This is a genomic window from Mesorhizobium sp. M1027 (assembly GCF_040318745.1).
GTDB lineage: Bacteria > Pseudomonadota > Alphaproteobacteria > Rhizobiales > Rhizobiaceae > Mesorhizobium.
Genome location: NZ_JAMYMW010000011.1, coordinates 65,308 through 87,580, shown reverse-complemented (window position 1 = coordinate 87,580; position 22,273 = coordinate 65,308). Strand labels below are relative to the sequence as shown.

Annotated in this window: 15 protein-coding genes; 5 read left to right on the top strand and 10 right to left on the bottom strand. The window is 62.6% G+C overall.

Annotated elements, in window-relative coordinates:
* Positions 1 to 60: 60 nt before the first annotated feature.
* Positions 61 to 1,767, top strand: coding sequence for a pilus assembly protein TadG-related protein (locus NKH50_RS21260; protein ID WP_352880833.1), 1,707 nt, complete (start codon positions 61 to 63; stop codon positions 1,765 to 1,767).
* A gap of 16 nt (positions 1,768 to 1,783) precedes the next feature.
* Here the strand turns inward: NKH50_RS21260 and bglA are convergent, their stop codons facing one another.
* From bglA to NKH50_RS21210, 10 genes are all read right to left on the bottom strand, one after another.
* Entirely contained in the window at positions 1,784 to 3,412 is a 1,629-nt protein-coding gene (gene bglA, locus NKH50_RS21255) for a beta-galactosidase BglA (protein ID WP_352880831.1), read from the bottom strand.
* Positions 3,402 to 5,408, bottom strand: a complete 2,007-nt coding sequence (gene glgX, locus NKH50_RS21250; RefSeq protein ID WP_352705720.1) for a glycogen debranching protein GlgX — start codon at positions 5,406 to 5,408, stop codon at positions 3,402 to 3,404. The genes bglA and glgX overlap by 11 nt, the downstream gene beginning before the upstream one ends.
* 226 nt (positions 5,409 to 5,634) lie before the next feature.
* Positions 5,635 to 7,263 (bottom strand): alpha-D-glucose phosphate-specific phosphoglucomutase, encoded by a 1,629-nt coding sequence (locus NKH50_RS21245; protein ID WP_352880829.1) that lies wholly within the window; start codon positions 7,261 to 7,263, stop codon positions 5,635 to 5,637.
* A gap of 3 nt (positions 7,264 to 7,266) precedes the next feature.
* The gene (glgA, locus tag NKH50_RS21240) at positions 7,267 to 8,712 is read right to left on the bottom strand and encodes a glycogen synthase GlgA (RefSeq protein WP_352687675.1); all 1,446 of its coding nucleotides are present in this window, start codon (positions 8,710 to 8,712) and stop codon (positions 7,267 to 7,269) included.
* Positions 8,713 to 8,715: 3 nt separating this feature from the next.
* Complete coding sequence (glgC, locus tag NKH50_RS21235; protein WP_352687677.1) at positions 8,716 to 9,981, bottom strand: glucose-1-phosphate adenylyltransferase; 1,266 nt, start codon at positions 9,979 to 9,981, stop codon at positions 8,716 to 8,718.
* A gap of 35 nt (positions 9,982 to 10,016) precedes the next feature.
* Positions 10,017 to 12,230 (bottom strand): 1,4-alpha-glucan branching protein GlgB, encoded by a 2,214-nt coding sequence (glgB, locus tag NKH50_RS21230; RefSeq protein WP_352507577.1) that lies wholly within the window; start codon positions 12,228 to 12,230, stop codon positions 10,017 to 10,019.
* A gap of 145 nt (positions 12,231 to 12,375) precedes the next feature.
* Positions 12,376 to 14,844, bottom strand: coding sequence for a glycogen/starch/alpha-glucan phosphorylase (locus tag NKH50_RS21225; RefSeq protein ID WP_352647149.1), 2,469 nt, complete (start codon positions 14,842 to 14,844; stop codon positions 12,376 to 12,378).
* A 175-nt stretch (positions 14,845 to 15,019) separates the two neighbouring features.
* Positions 15,020 to 15,802 (bottom strand): ATP-binding cassette domain-containing protein, encoded by a 783-nt coding sequence (locus NKH50_RS21220; RefSeq protein WP_254819893.1) that lies wholly within the window; start codon positions 15,800 to 15,802, stop codon positions 15,020 to 15,022.
* A 2-nt stretch (positions 15,803 to 15,804) separates the two neighbouring features.
* Entirely contained in the window at positions 15,805 to 16,866 is a 1,062-nt protein-coding gene (locus NKH50_RS21215; RefSeq protein ID WP_352479482.1) for an ABC transporter permease, read from the bottom strand.
* A gap of 154 nt (positions 16,867 to 17,020) precedes the next feature.
* Positions 17,021 to 17,998 carry a sugar ABC transporter substrate-binding protein gene (locus NKH50_RS21210; RefSeq protein ID WP_502894341.1) on the bottom strand — a complete coding sequence of 326 codons (978 nt, stop codon included), beginning with the start codon at positions 17,996 to 17,998 and terminating at the stop codon, positions 17,021 to 17,023.
* 266 nt (positions 17,999 to 18,264) lie between these two features.
* Between NKH50_RS21210 and NKH50_RS21205 the strand changes: the two genes are divergently transcribed.
* From NKH50_RS21205 to NKH50_RS21190, 4 genes are all read left to right on the top strand, one after another.
* Complete coding sequence (locus NKH50_RS21205; protein WP_352705726.1) at positions 18,265 to 19,494, top strand: ROK family transcriptional regulator; 1,230 nt, start codon at positions 18,265 to 18,267, stop codon at positions 19,492 to 19,494.
* Positions 19,495 to 19,496: 2 nt separating this feature from the next.
* Complete coding sequence (locus NKH50_RS21200) at positions 19,497 to 19,943, top strand: RbsD/FucU family protein (protein WP_352752383.1); 447 nt, start codon at positions 19,497 to 19,499, stop codon at positions 19,941 to 19,943.
* Positions 19,940 to 20,863, top strand: coding sequence for a carbohydrate kinase family protein (locus tag NKH50_RS21195; protein ID WP_352647144.1), 924 nt, complete (start codon positions 19,940 to 19,942; stop codon positions 20,861 to 20,863). Before NKH50_RS21200 ends, NKH50_RS21195 begins: the two co-directional genes overlap by 4 nt.
* 252 nt (positions 20,864 to 21,115) lie before the next feature.
* Positions 21,116 to 22,258, top strand: coding sequence for a DegT/DnrJ/EryC1/StrS family aminotransferase (locus NKH50_RS21190; protein ID WP_352507570.1), 1,143 nt, complete (start codon positions 21,116 to 21,118; stop codon positions 22,256 to 22,258).
* Positions 22,259 to 22,273 lie beyond the last annotated feature (15 nt).

Genomic DNA, 22,273 nt, shown 5'->3' with positions numbered 1-22,273 from the left:
AGGGGCATCAGGCGGATCGCTCGCTCGCTGGTTGGCGACGAGAAGGCGAACTTTGCCGTCATGACGGCGCTGATAGCGCCATTCGCCCTGGGGCTTGCGGCCTTCGCCGTCGACGAAGGTTCGATCTACACGGAGCGCAGGGAGGCCCAGGCGATGACTGATCTGGCGGCGATCACCGCGGCGTCGAACATCAACAATATGGAAGCCGCGGCGGTAACCACGCTCAGTGACAACCGAATGCCCGGCATCATTGTTCAAAAGCCAGGTCAGACAATCGTCCCCACGGCTGGGAAAACCGTCGTGTCCGTCACCGGCGGTCGATACTCAGCGGCTTCCTCCGTTGGTGTCGACAAGCGCTTCGAAGCCGGTAAAACGCCGTACAACGCCGTTCGCGTCACTCTGCACAAAATCCCCGCCCGGTATTTCGCCAGTTCGCTCATCCCTACTCCGGTTATCGGCACCGAAGCCATTGCCAGCGTGACCCCGCAAGCGATGTTCTCGGTCGGGTCAAGGCTCCTCAGCGTCAATGGCGGCATCCTTAACGCGCTTCTAAGCAAGTTGCTGGGCGGCAACATCTCGCTCAGCGTCATGGACTACAACGCGCTGATCTCGGCCGACGTCAACGTGCTTTCGTTCGTCGATGCCCTTGCCGTACAGTTGCAACTGACAGGTGTCAGCTATGCCGACGTGCTGGCGTCAAAAGCGACGGTAGGCCAGATCGCGACCGCCATGGCCAATGCGTCCGGGTCGGGCAGCGCCAGCAAACTTGTGCTGCAGACGATCGCGTCAAGGGCCACGAACACGGTCAAGATACCCCTCAGTCATCTTATCGATCTTGGCCCGATCGGTAAGCTCGGCCTCGGACAAAAGTCTCCCGGCTTTTCCGTCGACGCAAGCGCGATGGGCATGCTGGGTGCCGCCGCCTCGCTGGCCAATGGCTCAAACCAGGTCCAGGTCGATCTCGGCGCCACTATTCCGGGACTTACCTCCACTACGCTCGCCATCGCCATCGGTGAACCGTTGCAATATTCACCCTGGCTGGCCGTAGGTGAAAAAGGCACCGTGGTGCGCACCGCGCAGACACGAATCAAGCTGGTCACCACAGTCGGCATCGGCAATTCCAATCTCGGCGGCGGCATCAGTCTGCTGTCCGTCAATCTGCCTCTGCATGTCGAAGTCGCCTATGCGGAAGCCAAGCTGACTGACATCAGCTGCCCGACTGGCCGGCCGGATAGCATCAAGGTGTCGATCGCCGCGCAGCCTGGCGTGGCCTCGTTGCACCTAGCCGCCAGCGACGCCGACAACAATCCATCGGCCTTCGCCGATTTCAGCAATCCGCAATCGTTCTCCGATGCCACGATTGCCCAGGTAAGCGTGAAGCTTCTGCTGCTTACCCTCAATCTGCTCGATGTGAAGGGTTCTTCATCACTTGCCATCACCAACAACGATCCGACCACATTGACCTTCGACAGCACCGATATCGCCAACAAGACGATAAAAACTGTCGCCACAAAAAACCTGACGCAATCGCTCACGACATCGCTGGTCAGCGGCCTCTCGCTCTCCGTCAATGCACTGGGCCTCGGGCTGGACGTGACGGCCCTGCTCGGAACGGTTAAGCCGGCGGTGGTAACGGTTCTGAACGGCGTGACGGCGCCGGTCGACGCACTGGTCTACAACGTGCTTGCGGCTGTCGGCGTGCATGTCGGCGAGGCCGATGTGCGGGTTGTCGGCGCGACTTGCGGGCGCTCCGTGCTTGTTCAATGAAATGATGAAATAGAGCTCAGCCGATCTGGCCGAGGAAACAGCCCAGCGGCGGCAGCGACAGAGTTCTTTCCTGCAAGACGCCGGCAGCACCGCCAAGATCTCTCGGCTCAATCGCTTCCAGATCCGGTGGCAATTGCCAGCCGGCCGGCTCGTCGGCGAAATTGAAGACACACAGCAGCTTTTCGTCACCGCCTTCGCGAATGAAAGCAAGGACGTCGCCTTCGGCATCGAGGAACCGGATCGAGCCTCGAACCAACGCCGGATGCTGCTTGCGCAAGGCCAGCATCGCCCGGTAGCTCGCCAGGACGGAAGTTTGCTCGCCATTCTGGACGTCGACCGCCCGGGCGCGATGGCTTGCCGGGACCGGAAGCCACGGCTTGCCGGTTGAAAAGCCGGCATTGTCGGCGCCAGCCTCCCAGACCATCGGCGTTCGGCACCCATCCCGCCCCTTGATTGCCGGCCAGAAGCGGATGCCGAAGGGATCGCGCAAATCCTCGAACGCCAGTTCGGCCTCCTCCAGCCCGAGTTCTTCGCCCTGGTAAAGGCAGATCGATCCGCGCAAGCAGGAAAGCAGCACGATCGAGAATTTCGCCACCCTGTGCGGATCGCCGCCCGGCCTTGTCCATCGACTGACATGGCGCACGACATCGTGGTTGGAGAACGCCCAGCAAACCCAGCCGTCGAACACCTTACTCTCGAAGGCCTCGACACAGCCACGCACATGCGACGCCGAGAATTGCGGGCCGAGCAGGTCGAAGGTGTAGGACATTTGGAGCTTGTCGCCACCGCCGGTATAGGCGGCGAGTGTCTGCAAGGAACGAGTTTCGTCGCCAATCTCGCCGACAGCGACGCGGCCTTCATATTCGTCAAGCAAGGCCCGGAAGCGCTTGAGAAAAGAAAGGTTTTCCGGCTGGCTCTTGTCGAACAGATGCTCCTGATAGAGATAGGGGCTGGTTGCCGTATTGGTGCCGGCGACGCTTTCCGCCAAAGGCGGGTTGCTGCGCAGCCAGCGGTCGTGGACGTAATAGTTGACCGTATCCAGCCGGAAACCGTCGACGCCGCGCTCGAGCCAGAACCGCACCGTTTCCAGCAAGGCGTCCTGCACCTGCGGGTTGTGGAAATTCAGGTCCGGCTGCGAGGCGAGGAAATTGTGCAGGTAATATTGTCTGCGCGTTGCGTCCCATTCCCAGGCCGGGCCGCCGAAAAGCGACAGCCAGTTGTTGGGGGCGGTGCCGTCGGGCTTCGCATCGGCCCAGACGTACCAGTCGGCCTTGGGGTTGTCGCGGCTCGTGCGGCTTTCGACGAACCATTCGTGCCGATCCGATGAGTGCGACAGGACCTGGTCGATGATCACCTTCAGGCCGAGCCGGTGTGCCTCGGCAACCAGCGCGTCGAAGTCCTCTGATGTGCCGAACATCGGATCGACGGCGCAGTAATCCGAAACGTCGTAACCCATATCGGCCATTGGCGACTTGAAGAAAGGCGACAGCCAGACTGCGTCGACCCCGAGCGATGCGACATGGGCCAGCCTCGAGGTGATGCCGCTGAGATCGCCGCTGCCGTCGCCTGTCGTGTCCTGGAAGGAGCGCGGGTAAATCTGGTAGATGACGCAGCCGCGCCACCATTCGGCATTGTCAGCCATCATAGCTTCCCCCTGCGCGCTCCTGCCCGGCCCAGTGTTCAATCATGAACATGACCGTTCGCCCAGGCACCGGCCGTGAGATGTCGCCAGTGTCCGTTTCGATGGCTGGGCGCCAGTGAAAACCCGCCCGTTCCGGCAGCGTGAACACGCAGGCCCGGCGGTCGCCGTTGATGACCACCGCAAGGCGACTGTTCTCACCGCTACCGAGAACCATGACCAGCCGGTGCCGCCTGGCATCGTGCCAGGCTGCTTCATCCAGCGGCACGCCGGTTTCCGTCAGCCAGACGACGTCAGGTATTTGCGAGCCGGCCGGCAGTTCTCCGGTCAGGAACCTGGTGTCCGAAAGCGCCGGCGCGGCACGACGCATCTTGGCGAGCAGAGCCGTGTACCGCTCCAGCGCCCGGTCGCGCCCGGACCAATCGAGCCAGGTAATGTCATTGTCCTGCGCGTAAGCGTTGTTGTTGCCGCGCTGCGTGCGGCCGAACTCGTCTCCGGCCGTCAGCATGATCGTGCCGCGCGAGGCAAAGAGCGTCGCCAGCAGCGCGCACTGGTCATCGAAACGGGCCGTAACGATTGACTGGTTATCCGTCTGACCCTCGACGCCATTGTTCCAGGACAGGTTGTCATCGTGACCATCGCGGTTCTGTTCGCCATTGGCCTCGTTGTGCTTGTGCTCGTAGGCAACGATATCGGCCAGCGTCATGCCGTCATGCGCAGCGATGAAATTGAGGCTTCGGCTCGCTGTCTGGCCTGCTTTGGAAAAGACGTCGGACGAACCGGCAAGCCGCGTCGCCAGCGCACCGATCATGCCGCCGTCGCCGCGCCAGAAGCGGCGGATATCGTCACGGTATCTGTCGTTCCATTCTAGGAAGGGCGGCGGAAAATTGCCGAGCTGATAGCCATCCGGTCCGACATCCCAAGGCTCGGCGATCAGCACCCGGTCGCCAAGAACAGGGTCGTTGCGAATGGCGTTCAGCAGCGGCGCATCGGCGTCGAAAACGCCGTCGCCGCGGCCGAGGATCGGCGCCAGGTCGAAGCGGAATCCGTCGACACCAGCGCGCTGGACAAAGTGGCGAAGCGTGTCGAGGACCATGTCCCGGACGACCGGATGGTCGCAGGCCACCGTATTGCCGGTTCCGGTGTCATTGACCAGAGCGCCGTCGGCCTCGTGCCGGTAGTAGGCGCGGCTGTCTAGGCCGCGCAGCGACAATGTCGGGCCGAGCCGGTCGCTTTCGCCGGTGTGATTGAACACCAGGTCGAGAATGGTGCCGATGCCGGCCTCGCGCAGCGCGGCGACCGTTCCGCGCAACTCGGCCAGACCGCCGGGCGCCAGTCGCGGATCGAGCGCCATGAAGGTCACGGGATTATAACCCCAGGCGTTGCGCAGCCCGAGCGGCGGCAAATGCCGTTCGTCGATCGATGCCGTCACTGGCATCAACTCAACGGCTGCAACACCGAGTTTTTGCAGATGCTCTACAACAAGGGGGTGAGCGAGAGCTGCAATGGTGCCGCGCTGTTTCTCGGGGATGTCCTTATGCAGCTTTGTGAAGGCGCGTACCGGCACTTCGTAGATTAGGCCGCCGGGCCGAAACAGCGGCGGCAAGGCGGGCCAGGGTTCCGGCAAGGCGCCGGCAATCGCCTTCGGCATCAGCGGCGCGGTATCGGCCCCCTCGCCCCGCCGCGCGGCCAGCCGGCCGTCATAGGCATAAGGCCTGTCGACCTCGACGGCGTAGGGATCGGCCAGCATCTTGTCGGGATCGAACCAAAGGCCCTGCTCCGGCGCGTAGTCGCCATCGGCGCGGAACCCGTATCGGCTGCCGGCGGCGAGACCGGCAACAAAAAGCGCGTGCACGCCCTCGCCTTCCGACTGGAGTTGCAGCCGGTCGATTTCGCGGTTGCCGCGCTGGTCGAAGATCGAGACCCAGATGCGCCGAGCCGACGAGGACCATGCGGCGAAGCGGATGCCTTCTTTGGTGATGGTTGCGCCGAGTTGGCTCATACGGCGTCTCCTTCTCCCCTTGTGGGAGAAGGTGGATCGGCGCGCAGCGCCGAGACGGATGAGGGGTGCTGGAAGAAACGAGGCATGGGCGATTTGAGCAAAGGTGTGCGCCAAGCTGGAACACCCCTCATCCGACCGAGCTTCGCTCGGCCACCTTCTCCCACAAGGGGAGAAGGGGGAGCCTCGCAACGCAGGCCGAACTCAGACGGCCGGCTGTCAACCAAAGTCACGTAATCACGCTCGGCTTGGCGCGGCCGGTATGGCTGCGAATCCCGGCGATGTCGTCGGCCGCCGCGATCAGACCGGCAAGCGCTTCCTGGGTGTCGAGATCGTGGCGGTTCGTGTCCGGCTCGTAGCGCTCGACATAAAGCCGCAGTGTCGCGCCCGAGGTGCCGGTACCGGACAGGCGGAAGACGACGCGTGAGCCACCTTCGAACAACACCCTGATGCCTTGGTTCTTGCTGACCGAGCCGTCGACCGGATCGTGATAGGCGAAATCATCGGCGCTGGCGATCGTCATGCCGCGCACGCTGGTGCCAGGCAGCGAGCCGAGCTTGGCGCGCAGTTCGTCGACGAGCGCATTGGCACGGTCGGTCTCGACCTCCTCGTAATCGTGCCGCGAATAGTAGTTACGGCCGTAGGCTGCCCAATGCTGGGTGACGATCTGCTTGGCGCTTTCGCCGCGCACGGCAAGGATGTTGAGCCACAAAAGCACCGCCCACAGGCCGTCCTTTTCGCGTACATGGTTGGAGCCGGTCCCCGCACTCTCCTCGCCGCAGATCGTCGCCATGCCGGCGTCGAGCAGATTGCCGAAAAATTTCCAGCCGGTCGGCGTTTCATAGATGCCGACGCCGAGCTTTTCGGCGACGCGGTCGGCAGCACCGCTGGTCGGCATTGAACGGGCTATGCCTTTCAGCCCGGCCTTGTAGCCCGGCGCCAGATGGGCGTTGGCGGCGAGCATCGCCAGCGAATCCGACGGGGTGATGAAAATGCCCTTGCCGATAATCAGGTTGCGGTCGCCATCGCCATCAGAGGCAGCGCCAAAGTCGGGCGCATCCGGGCCCATCATCTCGGCGTAGAGGTGTTTTGCATGCACCAGATTGGGATCGGGATGGTGGCCGCCGAAATCCGGCAGCGGAATGAAATTGCGGGCGGTGCCATTCGGCGCGCCGAGCCGGTTTTCGAGGATCTCCTTGGCGTAGGGGCCGGTCACCGCATGCATGGCATCGAAGCGCATGCGGAAGCCCGATTTGAACAGCGCCCGTAAGGCCTCGAAATCGAACAGGCTTTCCATCAGATCGGCATAGTCGGCAACCGGATCAATGATTTCGACGATCATGTCAGCCGCCGTGATCGTGCCGATCGTGTCGATGTCGACCGGCCCGATATCGGCGATCTTGAAGCTTGAAATCGCCTTGGTTTTTTCGAAGATCGCGTCGGTCAGCTTTTCCGGCGCCGGGCCGCCGTTGCCGGCATTGTACTTGATCCCGAAATCCTCATGTGGGCCACCCGGATTGTGGCTGGCCGACAGGATGATGCCGCCGAAGGTCTTGTATTTGCGGATTACATGCGAAGCGGCCGGCGTCGACAAGATGCCGCCCTGCCCGACCATCACCTTGCCGAAGCCGTTTGCCGCGGCCATGGCGATGGCCTTCTGGATGACCTCGCGGTTATAAAAGCGGCCGTCGCCGCCGATCACCAGGGTTTTGCCATCGAATCCATCCAGCGCGTCGAAGATCGACTGGATGAAGTTCTCGGCATAGTGCTCCTGCTGGAACACCGGGACTTTCTTGCGCAGCCCGGAGGTGCCGGGTTTCTGGTCGGGATAGGGTTTGGTGGCGACGGTGCGGATCATCAGTCAGGCAGCCCTTTTCGAAAGCAGCAAGCGATAGAGTTGAACATATTTTTCGGCGCTTTTGTCCCACGAAACGTCGGCCTTCATGCCTTGCCGCTGCATCGACGTCCACACCGCGGGATTGGCATGCGCCTCGACAAGGCGGCGGACGGCGTGCAGCAAGGCGCCGGCATTGGCGGGCGCGAATTGGAAGCCGGTCGCCACGCCGGCAGAGATGGCGGCTTCGTTGGCATCGATGACCGTGTCGGCAAGGCCGCCGGTGCGCGCGACGACCGGCACGCAGCCATAGCGCAGGCCGTAAAGCTGCGTCAGCCCGCAAGGTTCGAAGCGCGACGGGATGATGATGGCGTCGCAGCCGCCCTGCATGGTGTGGGAGAGTCCCTCGTCATAGCCGACGACGACGCCGATGCGGCCACGATGGCGGGCTGCGGCGGCAAGCAACGTGCCTTCCAGCCCAGCGTCGCCAGACCCAAGGATTGCCAGCCGTGCACCTGCCGCGACGATGCCGTCGACGGCCGCAGCCAATATGTCCATGCCCTTTTGCCAGGTCAGCCGGCTGACGACGCAGACGATCGGGCTGTCATCGCGATCGAGGCTGAAACGGTCCTCGACCGCGGCCTTGTTGGGCATTCGTGCCTTAAGCGTCTTTGCCGTGTAGTTGGAGACCAGATGCTTGTCGGTTTCCGGGTTCCATATCTCGGTATCGATGCCGTTGACGATGCCATGGAGATCGACGGAGCGCATGTTGATCAGGCCGTCGAGGCCCATGCCGAATTCGGGCAAACGGATTTCCTGCGCATAGGTCGGGCTGACCGTGGTGATCGCCCAGGCGGCCTGCAGGCCGGCTTTGAGGAAGCCGACGCCGCCGTAATATTCGACGCCGTCGAGCGCCATCGCCGCCGCCGGCAGGCCAAGCTCGCCAAAGATGCTGGCGCCGAACTGGCCTTGGAAGGCGAGGTTGTGCACGGTGATCATCGACGGCGTGCCGACCGCCTTGCCGTAGCGCATGTAGGCGAGCGTCATTGCCGACTGCCAGTCATGGGCATGGACGATATCGGGCAGGTAGCCCGAGATGGAGCCCCCGGCGATGTCGCCGCCTACCTGGCTCAAGGCAGCGAATCGCCGCCAATTGTCCGGCCAGTCGGCGCCGGTCGCGTTGCCGTATGGACCGCCCGGGCGGTCGAAAAGATGCGGCGCGTCGAGCACGAACAGGTCGAGGCCGGCGATCTGGACGGCGTGCACCGACGCCCTGCCGCCCTGCAGCAGCGGATATTGCTGAACCGCCTTCTTTTTCTTGAACGCGCCCATCACCTGCGGGTAGCCGGGGACGAGCGTGCGCATGGTGACGCCCTTGCCGGCCAATGCCATGGGCAAGGCGCCGGTTACGTCGGCGAGCCCTCCGGTCTTGACCAGCGGAAAGATCTCGGGCGCCACCGACAGAACCTGCATGCACTACGATCCCAGCCTGTTGATCATGTCCTGCGTGACCAGGCAGATGCCTTTTTCCGAAACGCGGAAACGCTTGGCGTCGAGGACGGGATCCTCGCCGACCACCAGCCCCTCCGGAATCCTGACGCCGTGATCGATGACTACGCGCTTCAGCCTGGCGTTGCGGCCGACATGGACGTCGGGCAGCATGACGACCTCCTCCAGTATTGAATAAGAATTGATGCGCGCGCCGGTGAAGATCAGGCTTCGCTTCAGCGAAGCGCCCGAAACGATGCAATCGCCCGACACGAGAGACGACACGGCCGACCCGCGGCGGCCATCCTCGTCATGCACGAACTTTGCCGGCGGCTTCAACTCGGCATAAGTCCAGATCGGCCAATCGCGGTCGTAAAGGTCGAGTTCCGGCGTGATGTCGGTCAGGTCGATATTGGCTTCCCAATAGGCGTCGACCGTGCCGACGTCGCGCCAATAGGCCTCGTTCTCGGCGGTCGAGCGCACGCAGGATTTGGCGAAGCGATGGGCGATCGCCTTTCCGTGCTCGACGATGTAGGGGATGATGTCCTTGCCGAAGTCGCGGCTCGAGCCGGGCTCTGCCGCATCGCGACGCAACTGCTCCATCAGGAACTTGGTCTTGAACACATAGATTCCCATCGAGGCCAGCGCAAAATCCGGTTTGTCGGGAATGCCCGGCGGATCGGCTGGCTTTTCGATGAAGGAGATGATGGTGTCCTTGGGATCGACATGCATGACGCCGAAGCCGGTAGCTTCCATGCGTGGCACTTCGAGGCAGCCGACGGTGACGTCGGCGCCGGCCTCGACATGTTGGCGCAGCATCATTTCGTAGTCCATCTTGTAGACATGGTCGCCGGCCAGGATGACCATGTATTCCGGCCCATAGGCCTCGATGATGTCGATGTTCTGGTAAACGGCGTCGGCGGTGCCCTCGTACCATTGCGTTTCCGACACACGCTGGCTGGCCGGCAGGATGTCGAAACTCTCGTTGCGCTCGGGCCGCAGGAAGTTCCAACCGCGCTGCAGATGGCGGATCAGCGAATGCGCCTTGTATTGGGTGGCGACGCCGAGGCGGCGGATACCGGAATTGAGCGCATTGGAGAGCGCGAAATCGATGATGCGGGTCTTGCCGCCAAAATAGACCGCCGGCTTGGCACGGCGGTCGGTCAGTTCCTTGAGCCGGCTGCCACGGCCGCCGGCCAGCACATAAGCCATGGCGTCGCGTGCCAGCGGCTGTGTTCGTTTTATTTCAGCCATTCTTATCCTCCCAGGTTAGATACTCCAGACATAGCTCAGTCCGGGACGAATTCGAGCATGATCGTCGACAGCGGCGGCAAAAGCATCGTCGCCGAAATGCCTCCTCCTTCCGCCTGAGCCTCGACGCCGCCGCTATTGCCCATGCCGGAACCGCCATAATCCGTGGCATCGGTGTTGATGATCTCGCGCCATTTTCCGGCCTGCGGCAACGGCACGCGGTAATTGTCGCGCGGCACCGGCGTGAAGTTGGAAATGACGGCGACCGGGTTGCCGCCTGGCGCGCTGCGCAGCCAGGCAAAGACCGAGTTCGCGCTGTCGTCGACGATCAGCCAGGAAAAGCCCTCCGGCTCGCAGTCGCGGGCATGCAGCGCCGGGCGCGAGCGGTAGAGATAGTTGAGGTCGCGCACCGTCTGCCAGACGCCACGGTGGAGCCGGAAATCGAGCAGGTTCCAGTCGAGCGCGCGCGCCTCGCTCCACTCGCGGCGCTGCGCGAACTCCTGGCCCATGAACAACAGCTTCTTGCCGGGATAACCCCACATGAAGGCGTAATAGGCGCGCAGCGTCGCGAATTTCTGCCAGTCGTCGCCGGCCATCTTGTTGAGCAGCGTGCCTTTGCCGTGCACCACCTCGTCATGGGACAGCGGTAGCACGAAATTCTCGCTGAAGGCGTAGACCAGGCCGAAGGTGATGTCGTTGTGGTGATGCTTGCGGAAGATCGGCTCCTTGGAGAAATACTCCAGAGTGTCGTGCATGAAGCCCATGTTCCACTTGAAGCCGAAGCCCAGCCCGCCTTCATGCACTGGCTGCGAGACTTTCGGCCACGAGGTCGATTCCTCGGCGATGGTCATCACGCCCGGATGGTGGCCGTAGACCTCCTTGTTCATACGCTGCAGGAAGCTGACCGCCTCGAGGTTTTCGCGCCCGCCCTTCTCGTTGGGGATCCATTCGCCGGCCTTGCGCGAATAATCGAGATAAAGCATCGAGGCGACCGCATCGACGCGCAGTCCGTCGACGTGATATTTCTCGGCCCAGAACAGCGCATTGTTGACCAGAAACGAAATCACTTCGCGGCGCCCAAAATTATAGATCGCTGTGTTCCAGTCGGGATGGAAGCCCTTGCGCGGATCGGCATGTTCGTAGAGCGCGGTACCGTCGAACTTTGCCAGACCGTGTTCGTCAACAGGGAAATGCGCCGGCACCCAATCGAGGATGACGCCGATGCCTGCACGGTGGGCGCCGTCGACGAAGCGGGCAAAACCGTCCGGATCGCCAAAGCGGGCGCTCGGCGCATAAAGACCCGTCGTCTGGTAGCCCCAGGACGGGTCATAAGGGTGTTCGGAGATCGGCATGAATTCGATGTGGGTAAAACCGGTCTCGACCACGTACGGGATCAGCCTGTCGGCGAGCTCATCCCACGACAGAAAGCTGCCGTCGTCGTGAAGCCGCCATGACCCGGCATGGAGCTCGTAGATCGATACGGCTTCGCGCCTGTGGTCGGCATTGCGCCAGTAGTTCCGGTGCGCCTCGTCACCCCATTCATGCGCCGGCGGCAAAGCCGTCACCGAGGCGGTGGCCGGGCGCAGTTCGGACTTGAAGGCGAACGGATCGGCTTTGAGCGGCAATCTCACGCCATCTGGCCCGATGATTTCGTACTTATACGGGCGGCCAGCGCCGATGTCGGGAATGAATAGCTCCCAGATGCCGGTGTCGCGGCGGACGCGCATGGTATGCCTGCGGCCGTCCCACTCGTTGAAGTCGCCGACCACCGAGACACGCCTTGCATTGGGCGCCCACACCGCAAAATGTACGCCCGATGCACCTTCATGGTCGATGAGATGGGCGCCGAGCTTGTCGAACAGCCTGAGATGCGATCCTTCGGCGATATAGTAATCGTCTAGCGGACCGAGCACGGGGCCGAAGGAATATGGATCGGTCAGCCACCAGTCACCGCCGGAATTCCTTGCATGATAGCGCAGCGGCTGGCGTTTGCGCAGCGACAGTTTGCCTTCGAAGAAACCGCGATCGTCACGCCTCGACAGCTCGCCAGCCTTCTTGCCGGTCAGCGTATAGGCAGTGACGGACTCGGCATGAGGAACAAAGCAACGGGCGACAAATCCCTTCCCTGCCTCATGCACGCCGAGCACGGCAAACGGGTCGCCGTGCGTGCCCGCGACAATCGCCGCGACATCGCTGGTTTGCGCCAGTCCGTCCGGCCCGCTTGTCGCAACGGTCGCGCGCGGCTTGCTCATCAGGCAGTGATCCTCCCCGGGCACCAAGTGTATGTTTCTAGTGGAGTTTTGAATTCGACAGTCGCAGGCCGCCTGACCTTCCAAGGGATGCGAAGGTCAAATCACTCCACTAGGGCCACATTGTTCCTGGTCTCATGCAATCACATCAGGCGGGCACGTGCCAGATGTCTTTCGCATATTGGCGGATCGTGCGGTCGGACGAGAACCAGCCGACGCGGGCGACATTGCGGATGGCCCTGGCGTACCAGTCCGGGCTGTTGCGCCAGACGGCATCGACGTCGCGCTGGGTGGCGGCGTAGGCATCGAAATCCGCGGCGACCATGAACCAGTCGCTCTGGTAAAGACCGTTGATCAGGTCGCGATAACGGTCCGGATCGTCAGGTGAGAAGACGCCCGATGAAATCGCCGACAGGGCCTGCGCCAATTCGGGCGAGCCCTCGATCACGGCGCGCGGATCGTAACCATTGTTGCGCCGCTCGGCGACTTCCTCTGTGGTCAGGCCGAAGATGAAGATGTTGTCGTCGCCGACGCATTCCTTGATCTCGACATTGGCGCCGTCGAGCGTGCCGATGGTCAGCGCGCCGTTCAGCGCGAACTTCATGTTGCCGGTGCCGGAGGCTTCCATGCCGGCGGTCGATATCTGCTCCGAAAGATCGGCGGCCGGCATCATGATCTCGGCCAGGCTGACATTGTAGTTCGGCACGAACACCACTTTCAGCAAGCCGCGCACCGCGGGGTCGCGGTTGATGACACGGGCGACGTCGTTGGCAAGTTTGATGATCAGCTTGGCATTGTGATAGCTGGGTGCCGCCTTGCCGCCGAAGAATTTGACGCGGGGCATCCAGTCGCGCTCTGGATGTGAGCGGATCTGGTCGTAAAGCGCGACCGCTTCGAGAATGTTCAAGAGCTGGCGCTTATATTCGTGGATGCGCTTGACCTGGATGTCGAACAGCGCCGAGGGGTCCACCTTGATGCCGAGCCGGTCGGCAACAAGATTGGCAAGCCTCGTCTTGTTCGCCCGTTTGACGGCGGCGAACTTGTCGCGGAAGGCGGCGTCCCCGGCGAAAGGATCAAGCCGCTTTATCTCGTCGATGTCGTCGAGGAAACCGTCGCCAATCGCCTCTCGGGTGAGTGTCGTGAGGCCGGGATTGCACTGGATCAGCCAGCGCCGCGGTGTAATCCCGTTGGTCTTGTTGTTGATGCGGTCCGGGTAGAGCCTGTGGAGATCAGCAAACACCGTCTCCTTCATCAATTCCGTGTGCAGGGCCGAGACGCCGTTGATCGAGTGCGAGCCGACAAAGGCCAGATTGCCCATGCGCACGCGGCGATCGCCATTTTCCTGGATCAGCGAGATGCGGCTGATCTGCTCGTCCGAGAACTGGTCGGAGGCGCGCGCCTCGAGCAGCACTTCGGCGTTGATGGCGTAGACGATCTGCATGTGGCGCGGCAACAGCCGCTCAAACAGCGGCACGGGCCAGCTTTCGAGCGCTTCGGGAAGCAGCGTGTGGTTGGTGTAGCCGAAGGTGCGCTTGGTGATGCTCCAGGCCTGGTCGAAATCCATGCCGTGGACATCCATCAACAGGCGCATCAGCTCAGCTACGGCGATCGCCGGATGGGTGTCGTTGAGATGGATCGCCGCCTTGTCGGGCAGCGATTGCAAGTCGCCATACTGGCTAAGATGACGCTGGACGATGTCCTGCAGCGAGGCGGTGGAGAAGAAATACTCCTGCCTCAGTCGCAGCTCCTGGCCGGCCTTGTGGGAATCGGCCGGGTAAAGGACGCGCGACAATGCATCGGCCTTGTTGCTTTCGGCGAGCGCGCCGATGTGATCGCCGGCGTTGAACTTGTCGAGCAGGATCGGGTCGACCGGCATGCCGGACCACAGACGCAGCGTATTGACGCGATTGGCCCGCCAGCCGACCACTGGCGTATCGTAAGCAACGGCCAGAACATGTTCGGTCGGCTTCCAGACGTGGCGCTCGAGCCTGCCGTCCTTCGAGGTGATCGATTCCACCGAGCCGCCGAAGCCGACCTCGAAGGAGCGCTCGCGGCGTTCGAACTCCCAGGGATTGCCGTGATCGAGCCATGTCTCGGGCAGTTCCACCTGCCAGCCGTCATGAATCTCCTGCCGAAACATGCCGTTGGCATAGCGAATGCCGTAGCCATGCGCGGGGATATCGACGGTAGCCATGCTTTCCATGAAACAGGCGGCGAGCCGGCCAAGACCGCCATTGCCAAGGGCAGCGTCCGGTTCGAGCGCTGCAATGATGTCGAGGTCGACGCCAAGCGACGACAGCGCCTCGCGCATATTGTCCATCAGGCCGAGATTGGAGAAGGCATCGCGCATCAGGCGGCCGATGAGGAATTCCAGCGACAGGTAATAGACCCGCTTTTCCTGCTGGGCGTAGGCCTCTTGGGTTGCCTGCATCCAGTGATCGACGATGCGGTCGCGCACAACCTTGATTGAGGCGGTAAGCCAATCGTACTGGGTTGCAACGTTGGTGCCCTTGCCGACCCTGTATTTGAGGGCCTGCAAGACTTCGTCGGCGAGCGTCTTGGGATCCGGGTTTTCGAGCGTGGGCGGAGGAGCTTCGGTTGTCATCGCGCGCGTCATGCTGCCTCTCGTGACGTTGCCAGGATCATGCGGCTTTCACCATCTCTACCAATGCTAGTGTATCCCACAGGATGTTCAATCGATTCAGTCGACCGAAAGCCGGGTTGCCCTGCGGCAATTTGGCATTTGGAAACAGCGCGTTCGGGTTCCTCGGCGATGGGCCTCAAGCTCTTGCTCAAGCTGCCAGCGCCGCTTCCGGCGGCACCTTGGCGCCGGTCATGAAGGCGACGGCGTCGGACATCGTATGCTGCTTGGGATCGATGACACACAGGCGACGGCCAAGCCGATGAATGTGGATGCGGTCGGCCACCTCGAAGACATGCGGCATGTTGTGTGAAATCAGCACGATCGGCAGGCCTCGCTTCTTCACGTCGAGGATCAATTCGAGGACGCGGCGGCTCTCCTTGACGCCAAGTGCCGCCGTCGGCTCATCCATGATCACCACCCGGCTGCCAAAGGCGGCGGCGCGCGCCACCGCCACACCCTGACGCTGGCCGCCAGAAAGCGTTTCCACGGCCTGGCTGATGTTCTGGATGGTCATCAGGCCAAGCTCCGTGAGCTTGTCGCGAGCGCGCTTTTCCATGGCTGGGCGATCGAGCATGCGCAGCCATTCGCCGAGGAACCCCGGCTTGCGTATCTCGCGGCCGAGGAACATGTTGTCGGCGATAGACAGCGCCGGCGACAGAGCCAGGTTCTGGTAGACGGTCTCGATGCCGGCCTCGCGGGCCTCCATCGGCGACTTGAAGGCGACGGGCTTGCCTTCAAGCCGGATCTCACCTTCATCGGGCACGACCGCGCCGGAAATCGCCTTGATGAGCGACGATTTGCCGGCGCCATTGTCGCCGATGACGGCAAGGATTTCGCCCGGATAGAGATCGAAATCGGCATTGTCGAGTGCGGTAACGCGACCGTAGCGCTTGACCAGGCTGCGCGCTGTGAGGATGGGTTCCTGGGTCATGGCTATGCCGAAACCTTTCTGATCCATTGATCGATCGCCACGGCGCCGATGATCAGCACGCCGGTGAGCAGCACCTTCCACTGCGGATCGGCGCCCAGCATGTTGAGGCCCATCGAGACGACGCCGACGATCATGGCGCCGAACAGCGTGCCGAGGATCGAGCCGCGCCCGCCGAACAGCGAAATACCGCCGATCACCGTCGCGGTGATGGCCTGAAGATTGTAGTCGGTCACGGCGGCGGAAGGCGAGATCGAGCCATTGCGGCCGATGGAGACCCAGGCTGCGAAGGCGGCGATCAGCCCGGCAAGGGCATAGACCGTCACCAGCACCTTCTTCGTCTGGATGCCCGACAGTTTCGCGGCCTCCTGATCGTCGCCAACCGCGTAGACATGGCGGCCCCACGCCGTGTGGTTGAGCACGTACCAGAGGACCAACACGAGAACGACCATGGCAATGACGCCAAGCGTCAGCACGGCCGTGCCGACCTTAAAGCTCAAGGCAAACAGGTGCAGCAGAGGCGCCTGAACGTCGACGTCGGTGTCGCGGATCGTCTCATTGGCCGAATAGATGAAGTTGGTGGCCATGACGATGTTCCAGGTGCCCAGCGTCACGATGAATGGCGGCAGCTTCATGTAGGCGACCAGCACCCCGTTGAGCAGGCCGCATGCGCCACCAGCGACAAGCCCGATTGCCACCGCGAGCACGGCCGGCATACCGTAGCTGACCGCGCAATTGCCCATGATCACAGCCGAAATCACCATGATCACGCCAATCGACAGGTCGATGCCGGCGGTCAGGATTACCAGCGTCTGCGCGGCGCCCAGAATGCCGACAATGGCGATCTGCTGAAGGATCAGCGTCAGCGTATAGGATGAAAAAAAACGCCCGCCGATGGTGATGCCGAAGATAATTATCGCGAGAACCAGCACGATCAGCGGCACCGCTGCCGGCGTGGAATGCAGGAAATGCTGGGCGCGCTTGACGGCCGATTTATGCTCGTCGAACGCGGCGACGCTTGTGTCGCTGCTCGATAGAACTTTTTCGAATTCTTGTGCTTGAGACATGTTTCCTCCCCTGGGCTTCAGCCAAGAGCCAACGCCGTCCACGCCTTCCGGTCTGCCGCCGGGACTATTTGCGTTTAGACCGGCACATCGTCCACCCTGAGCGGCCGGGGATCAAGCCCCGGCCGATCGCGATCTGTTGCCGGTCAGGCCAGCCTCAGCCCCAGCACTTGGCGAGGCCTTCCTTGGTGTCGATGGACTTCACACCGTTGGCGGGCTTGTCGGTGACAAGGTTGACGCCGGTGTCGAAGAAGTTCTTGCCTTCGGTCGGCTTCGGCTTCGTCCCGTCCTTGGCGAAAGTGGCGATCGCCTCGATGCCGAGCGCCGCCATTTGCAGCGGATATTGCTGCGAGGTAGCGCCGATTACGCCTTCGGTGACCGACTTCACGCCGGGGCAACCACCGTCGACCGAGACGATCAGCACCTGGCTTTCGAGACCGACGGCCTTGAGCGCCTGGTAGGCACCGACAGCTGCCGGCTCGTTGATGGTGTGGATGACGTTGATGGTGTTGTCCTTCTGCAGAAGGTTCTCCATCGCCTTGCGGCCGCCCTCTTCATTGCCGTTCGTCACGTCATGGCCAACGATGCGCGGGTCGTCCTCGTCGCCAATCTTGTTGGGGTCCTTCACGTCGATGCCGAAGCCCATCATGAAGCCCTGGTCGCGCAGCACGTCCACCGTCGGCTGCGACGGCGTCAGGTCGAGGAAGCCGATCTTGGCATCCTTGGCCTTATCGCCGAGTGTCGCGGCGGCCCATGCGCCGATCAGCTTGCCGGCTTCCAGATTGTCCGTCGCGAAGGTCGCGTCAGCCGCATCGATCGGATCAAGCGGCGTGTCGAGCGCGATCACCAACAGCCCGGCGTCCCGCGCTTTCTTCACCGTCGGCACGATGCCCTTGGTATCGGACGCGGTGATGAGGATACCCTTGGCGCCGTCGGCGATGCAGCTCTCGATTGCAGCAACCTGGCTCTCGCTGTCGCCGTCGATCTTGCCGGCGTAAGTCTTGAGATCGACGCCAAGCTCCTTGGCCTTGGCCGTCGCACCTTCCTTCATCTTGACGAAGAAGGGATTGGTGTCGGTCTTGGTGATCAAGCAGGCGCCGACCCCGGCGGCCGACGCCGTCGACGCAAAGGCCATCAGGCTCAGTCCGGCCGCGGCGAACACGGTGGATTTCAACAGTTTTGACGTGGTCACGATTTTCCTCCCATGGAACCATTTAGGATGCCGGCCAACCGACATCTGCAGCGCGTCCGACGAAATCTCCCAGCATCGGCGCCGATCCCAAGAGACACCAGTCCGCCAGCACTGTCAATAATTAAATCACTCTTATTTATTATTGACAACGCAGGATTGTTCACCCACTCTAGACCAAAAGCATTGAGGGGAAACGACGGAGGAACAGGGTGGAGACCGGCGTTACGAGGCACGGTTCGCCCAATGCGGCCGAAAGCCGTCTGCACCGCGGCACCAATCAAAGCGGCATGCGGGACCACAATGAGCGGCTGGTGCTGTCGCTGGTGCGCCAGCATGGCAGCCTGGCCAAATCCGACATTGCACGCATGACCGGCCTTTCGGCGCAGACGGTCTCGGTGATCATGCGCGAGCTGGAGGAGGACGACCTGCTCGTCCGCCAGGCGCCGTTGCGCGGCAAGATCGGCCAGCCCTCGATACCCATGGCGCTCAATCCCGACGGTGCCTATTTCATCGGCCTGAAGATCGGCCGCCGCAGCGCCGAATTGGTGCTGATCGATTTCCTCGGCAACGTACGCTCGATGCTGCAGCATTCCTACCGCTACCCTGCCCCGCGCGAGACGGTGGAATTCGTCACAGGCGGCATGAACAAGATGCGCGGCGAGCTCACCCCGGCGCAAGACAAGCGCATTGCCGGGCTTGGCATCGCCATGCCGTTCGAATTGTGGAACTGGGCCGATACCGCGGGCGCGCCGCGCGAAATCATGGACGAATGGCGCCATCGCGACATCCGCGCCGACATCCAGGCGCAATGCGAATTTCCAGTCTATCTGCAGAACGATGCCACCTCGGCCTGCGGTGCCGAGCTCGTGTTCGGTCACGCGGCAGGTGCGGCACGCGATTTCGTCTATTTCTACATCGGCGCCTTTGCCGGCGGCGGCATCGTGCTGAACGGCCGGTTGTTTGGCGGCCCAACCGGCAATGCCGGCGCGCTGGGCTCGATGCCCGTGCCCGGGCCGGACGGCAAGCCGACGCAGTTGATCGACGTGGCGTCGATCGCCATGCTGGAAAAGGCGCTCAACGCGCGCGGCATCGAGGCCTCGCATCTGTGGACATCACCGGGGGACTGGGGCGAGATCGGCGCCGAGCTCGACGACTGGATCGCCAGCGCCTCGCAGGCGCTCGCCTATGCCATCGTTTCGGCGTCCTCCGTCATTGATTTCGAAGCCGCGGTGATCGACGGGTGGATGCCGCTTGCCGTGCGCAGTCGGCTTGTCGATGCCGTCATCCAGGCCATCGGCCGGATCGACGGCGAGGGCCTGAGGCTGCCGGCCATTCGTGAGGGAACCGTCGGCATCCATGCGCGGGCGCTGGGTGGCGCCAGCCTGCCGCTGTCGGAGCGCTTCCTCATCGGTTCGACCACGATTTCCCGGAGCTTCTGAGCATGCTGATCGGCATCCCGGCGCTGCTCGGCCCGGAGTTTCTGGCGATATTGCGCGCCATGGGCCATGGCGACGAGATAGCCTTGGTCGACGGCAACTACCCGGCCGAGCAGCAGGCACACCGGCTGATCCGCGCCGACGGTCATCATCTCGTCCCGGTGCTCGATGCGGTATTGAGCGTATTGCCGGTCGACGACGCCGTGCCGCAGGCGCTGTTTCGCGCCTCGGCCAAAGGCGATCCCCTGCTCGCCGATCCGGTTCACCATGAGATGGAAGCGATCTGCGCCAGCCGTGCGCCGGGCCGCAAGGTGGTTGCGCTTGCCGGCGCCGACTTTTATGCACGGGTCAAGGCCGCACATGCAATTGTCGCGACGAGCGAGCCGCGGCTTTATGCCAACATCATCATTCGCAAGGGCGTGATCTATCCGCCGGAAAGCAAGACTTCATGATCCTCTGCTGTGGCGAAGCCCTGATCGATATGCTGCCGCGGACCACGACGGAGGGCGAGTCGGCCTTTGCGCCCTATGTTGGTGGTGCCGTCTTCAACTCGGCAATTGCGCTTGGCCGGCTCGGCGCGCCCGCTGCCTTCTTCTCCGGCCTGTCGTCGGATCTGTTCGGGGGCCAGCTCAGGGAGGCACTGGGAGCCAGCAAGGTCAGTTCCACCTATGCACACACCTCGCCGCGCCCGACTACGCTCGCCTTCGTGCGGCTCAACAACGGCCAGGCGACCTACACCTTCTACGACGAGAACACCGCCGGGCGCATGCTGACCATCGAGGACCTGCCGGAACTCGGCAGCGAGATCGAGGCCATGCTGTTCGGCGCCATCAGCCTGATCTCGGAGCCGGCCGGGTCGGCCTATGAAGAGTTCATGCGACGCGAGCATGAGCGCCGAGTGATGATGCTCGACCCCAACATCCGGCCAAACTTCATTCCCGACAAGGCCAAGCACCTCAGGCGCATCCGCGGCATGATGGCGATGGCCGACATCGTCAAATTGTCGGACGAGGATCTGAACTGGTTCGACGAAGCCGGCTCGCATGAGGACGTCGTGCGCAACTGGCTGGACCGCGGTCCGAAGCTGATCGTCGTCACCCACGGCAGCGAGGGCGCGGTCGGTTACAGCAGCCGGCACCGGGTCACGGTCGTGCCGGACAAGGTCGAGGTGGTCGATACGGTCGGCGCCGGCGACACATTCAATGCCGGCATCCTTGCCTCCTTGCACGAACAGGGCCTGTTGTCGAAGACGGCCATCGCCGGCCTGCCGGAAGAAGCCATCCATAAGGCGCTGACGCTCGGCGCGAAAGCCGCGGCTGTGACGGTCTCGCGGGCCGGCGCCAACCCGCCGTCGCGGCATGAAATTGCCTAACCGGCTGGCAACACGCTCAAGGACCTGCCTGCCGCGATCACTTTATGTTTCGTCGACCCGGCGGGACGGGCTGTGAGGTCCATATCGAGCCGGCCGAAGCCCGGATTTCCCCGCGTTTAAGAGGGCAGGTCGGAAGTCAGCGGTAACAGGCTGCGACATTTGAGCAATTCAGGGTTTTGCCCTGCGGCTTTCTCGGCCGTGCCAAGTCTGCTACCAGCGGCCGGTTATCTGACTAAACCGTTTGAGGCCGACATGCAGTTCATCGATCTTGGCGCGCAGCGCGAACGCATCCGCGACAGGCTGAAAGCGGCAATCGACCGGGTCGTCGACGAAGGCCGCTATATCCTCGGACCTCAGGTCACCGAATTCGAAAACAAGCTCGCCGCCTATATTGGCACCAAGCATGTGGTCGCTTGCGCCAACGGCACCGATGCGCTGCTGTTGCCGCTGTTTGCCGCCGGCATCGGCCCGGGCGACGCGGTGTTCGTGCCGAGCTTCACTTTTGCCGCCACGGCCGAAGTGGTGGCGCTGACCAAGGCCGAACCGGTGTTCGTCGATGTCGATGCCGACAGCTACAATATCGACACCGCCAGCCTCGAGGCGGCAATCGCCATGATCAAGGCGGAAGGCCGGCTGAGGCCGAAGGCAATCATTCCCGTCGACCTGTTCGGCCTCGCCGCCGATTACGAGGCGATCATGGCCATCGCCGATCGCGAAGGCCTGATGGTCATCGAGGATGCGGCGCAGGCGACCGGGGGCTCGGCCGACGGCAAGATGTGCGGCTCGTTCGGCACCGTCGGCTCGACCAGCTTCTATCCGGCAAAGCCGCTCGGCTGCTATGGCGACGGCGGTGCGATGTTCACCAATGACGATGCGCTGGCCGAACAGCTGCGCTCGTTCGCCTTTCACGGCAAAGGCGAAACGCAATACGACAATGTCCGCGTCGGCATCAATTCACGGCTCGACACGCTTCAGGCGGCGATCCTGATAGAGAAGCTGGCCATCCTCGAGGACGAGATGGTGGCGCGGCAAGCGGTCGCCAATCGCTATGCCGAAGGTCTCGGCGATATCGTCAAGGCGGCACGCAATCTGGGCGGCGGCCGCTCGGCCTGGGCGCAATACGCCATCGAAACGCCGAAACGCGACGGGCTCAAGGCACATCTCGGTGAAAAGGGCATTCCGTCGGTCATCTACTATGTGAAACCGCTGCACAGCCAGATTGCCTATCGCGATTATCCGCGCACCCCGACCGGCCTTGCCGTTTCGGAAGAGCTGCCGAAGCGCATCCTGTGCCTGCCGATGCATCCCTATCTGAGCGAGGCTGACCAGGACCGGATCATCGAAACGATCCGTAACTATATCGGCTCGAATTCGGCGCATGTAGCGGCGGCATAAATTCGAAAGCTTCGA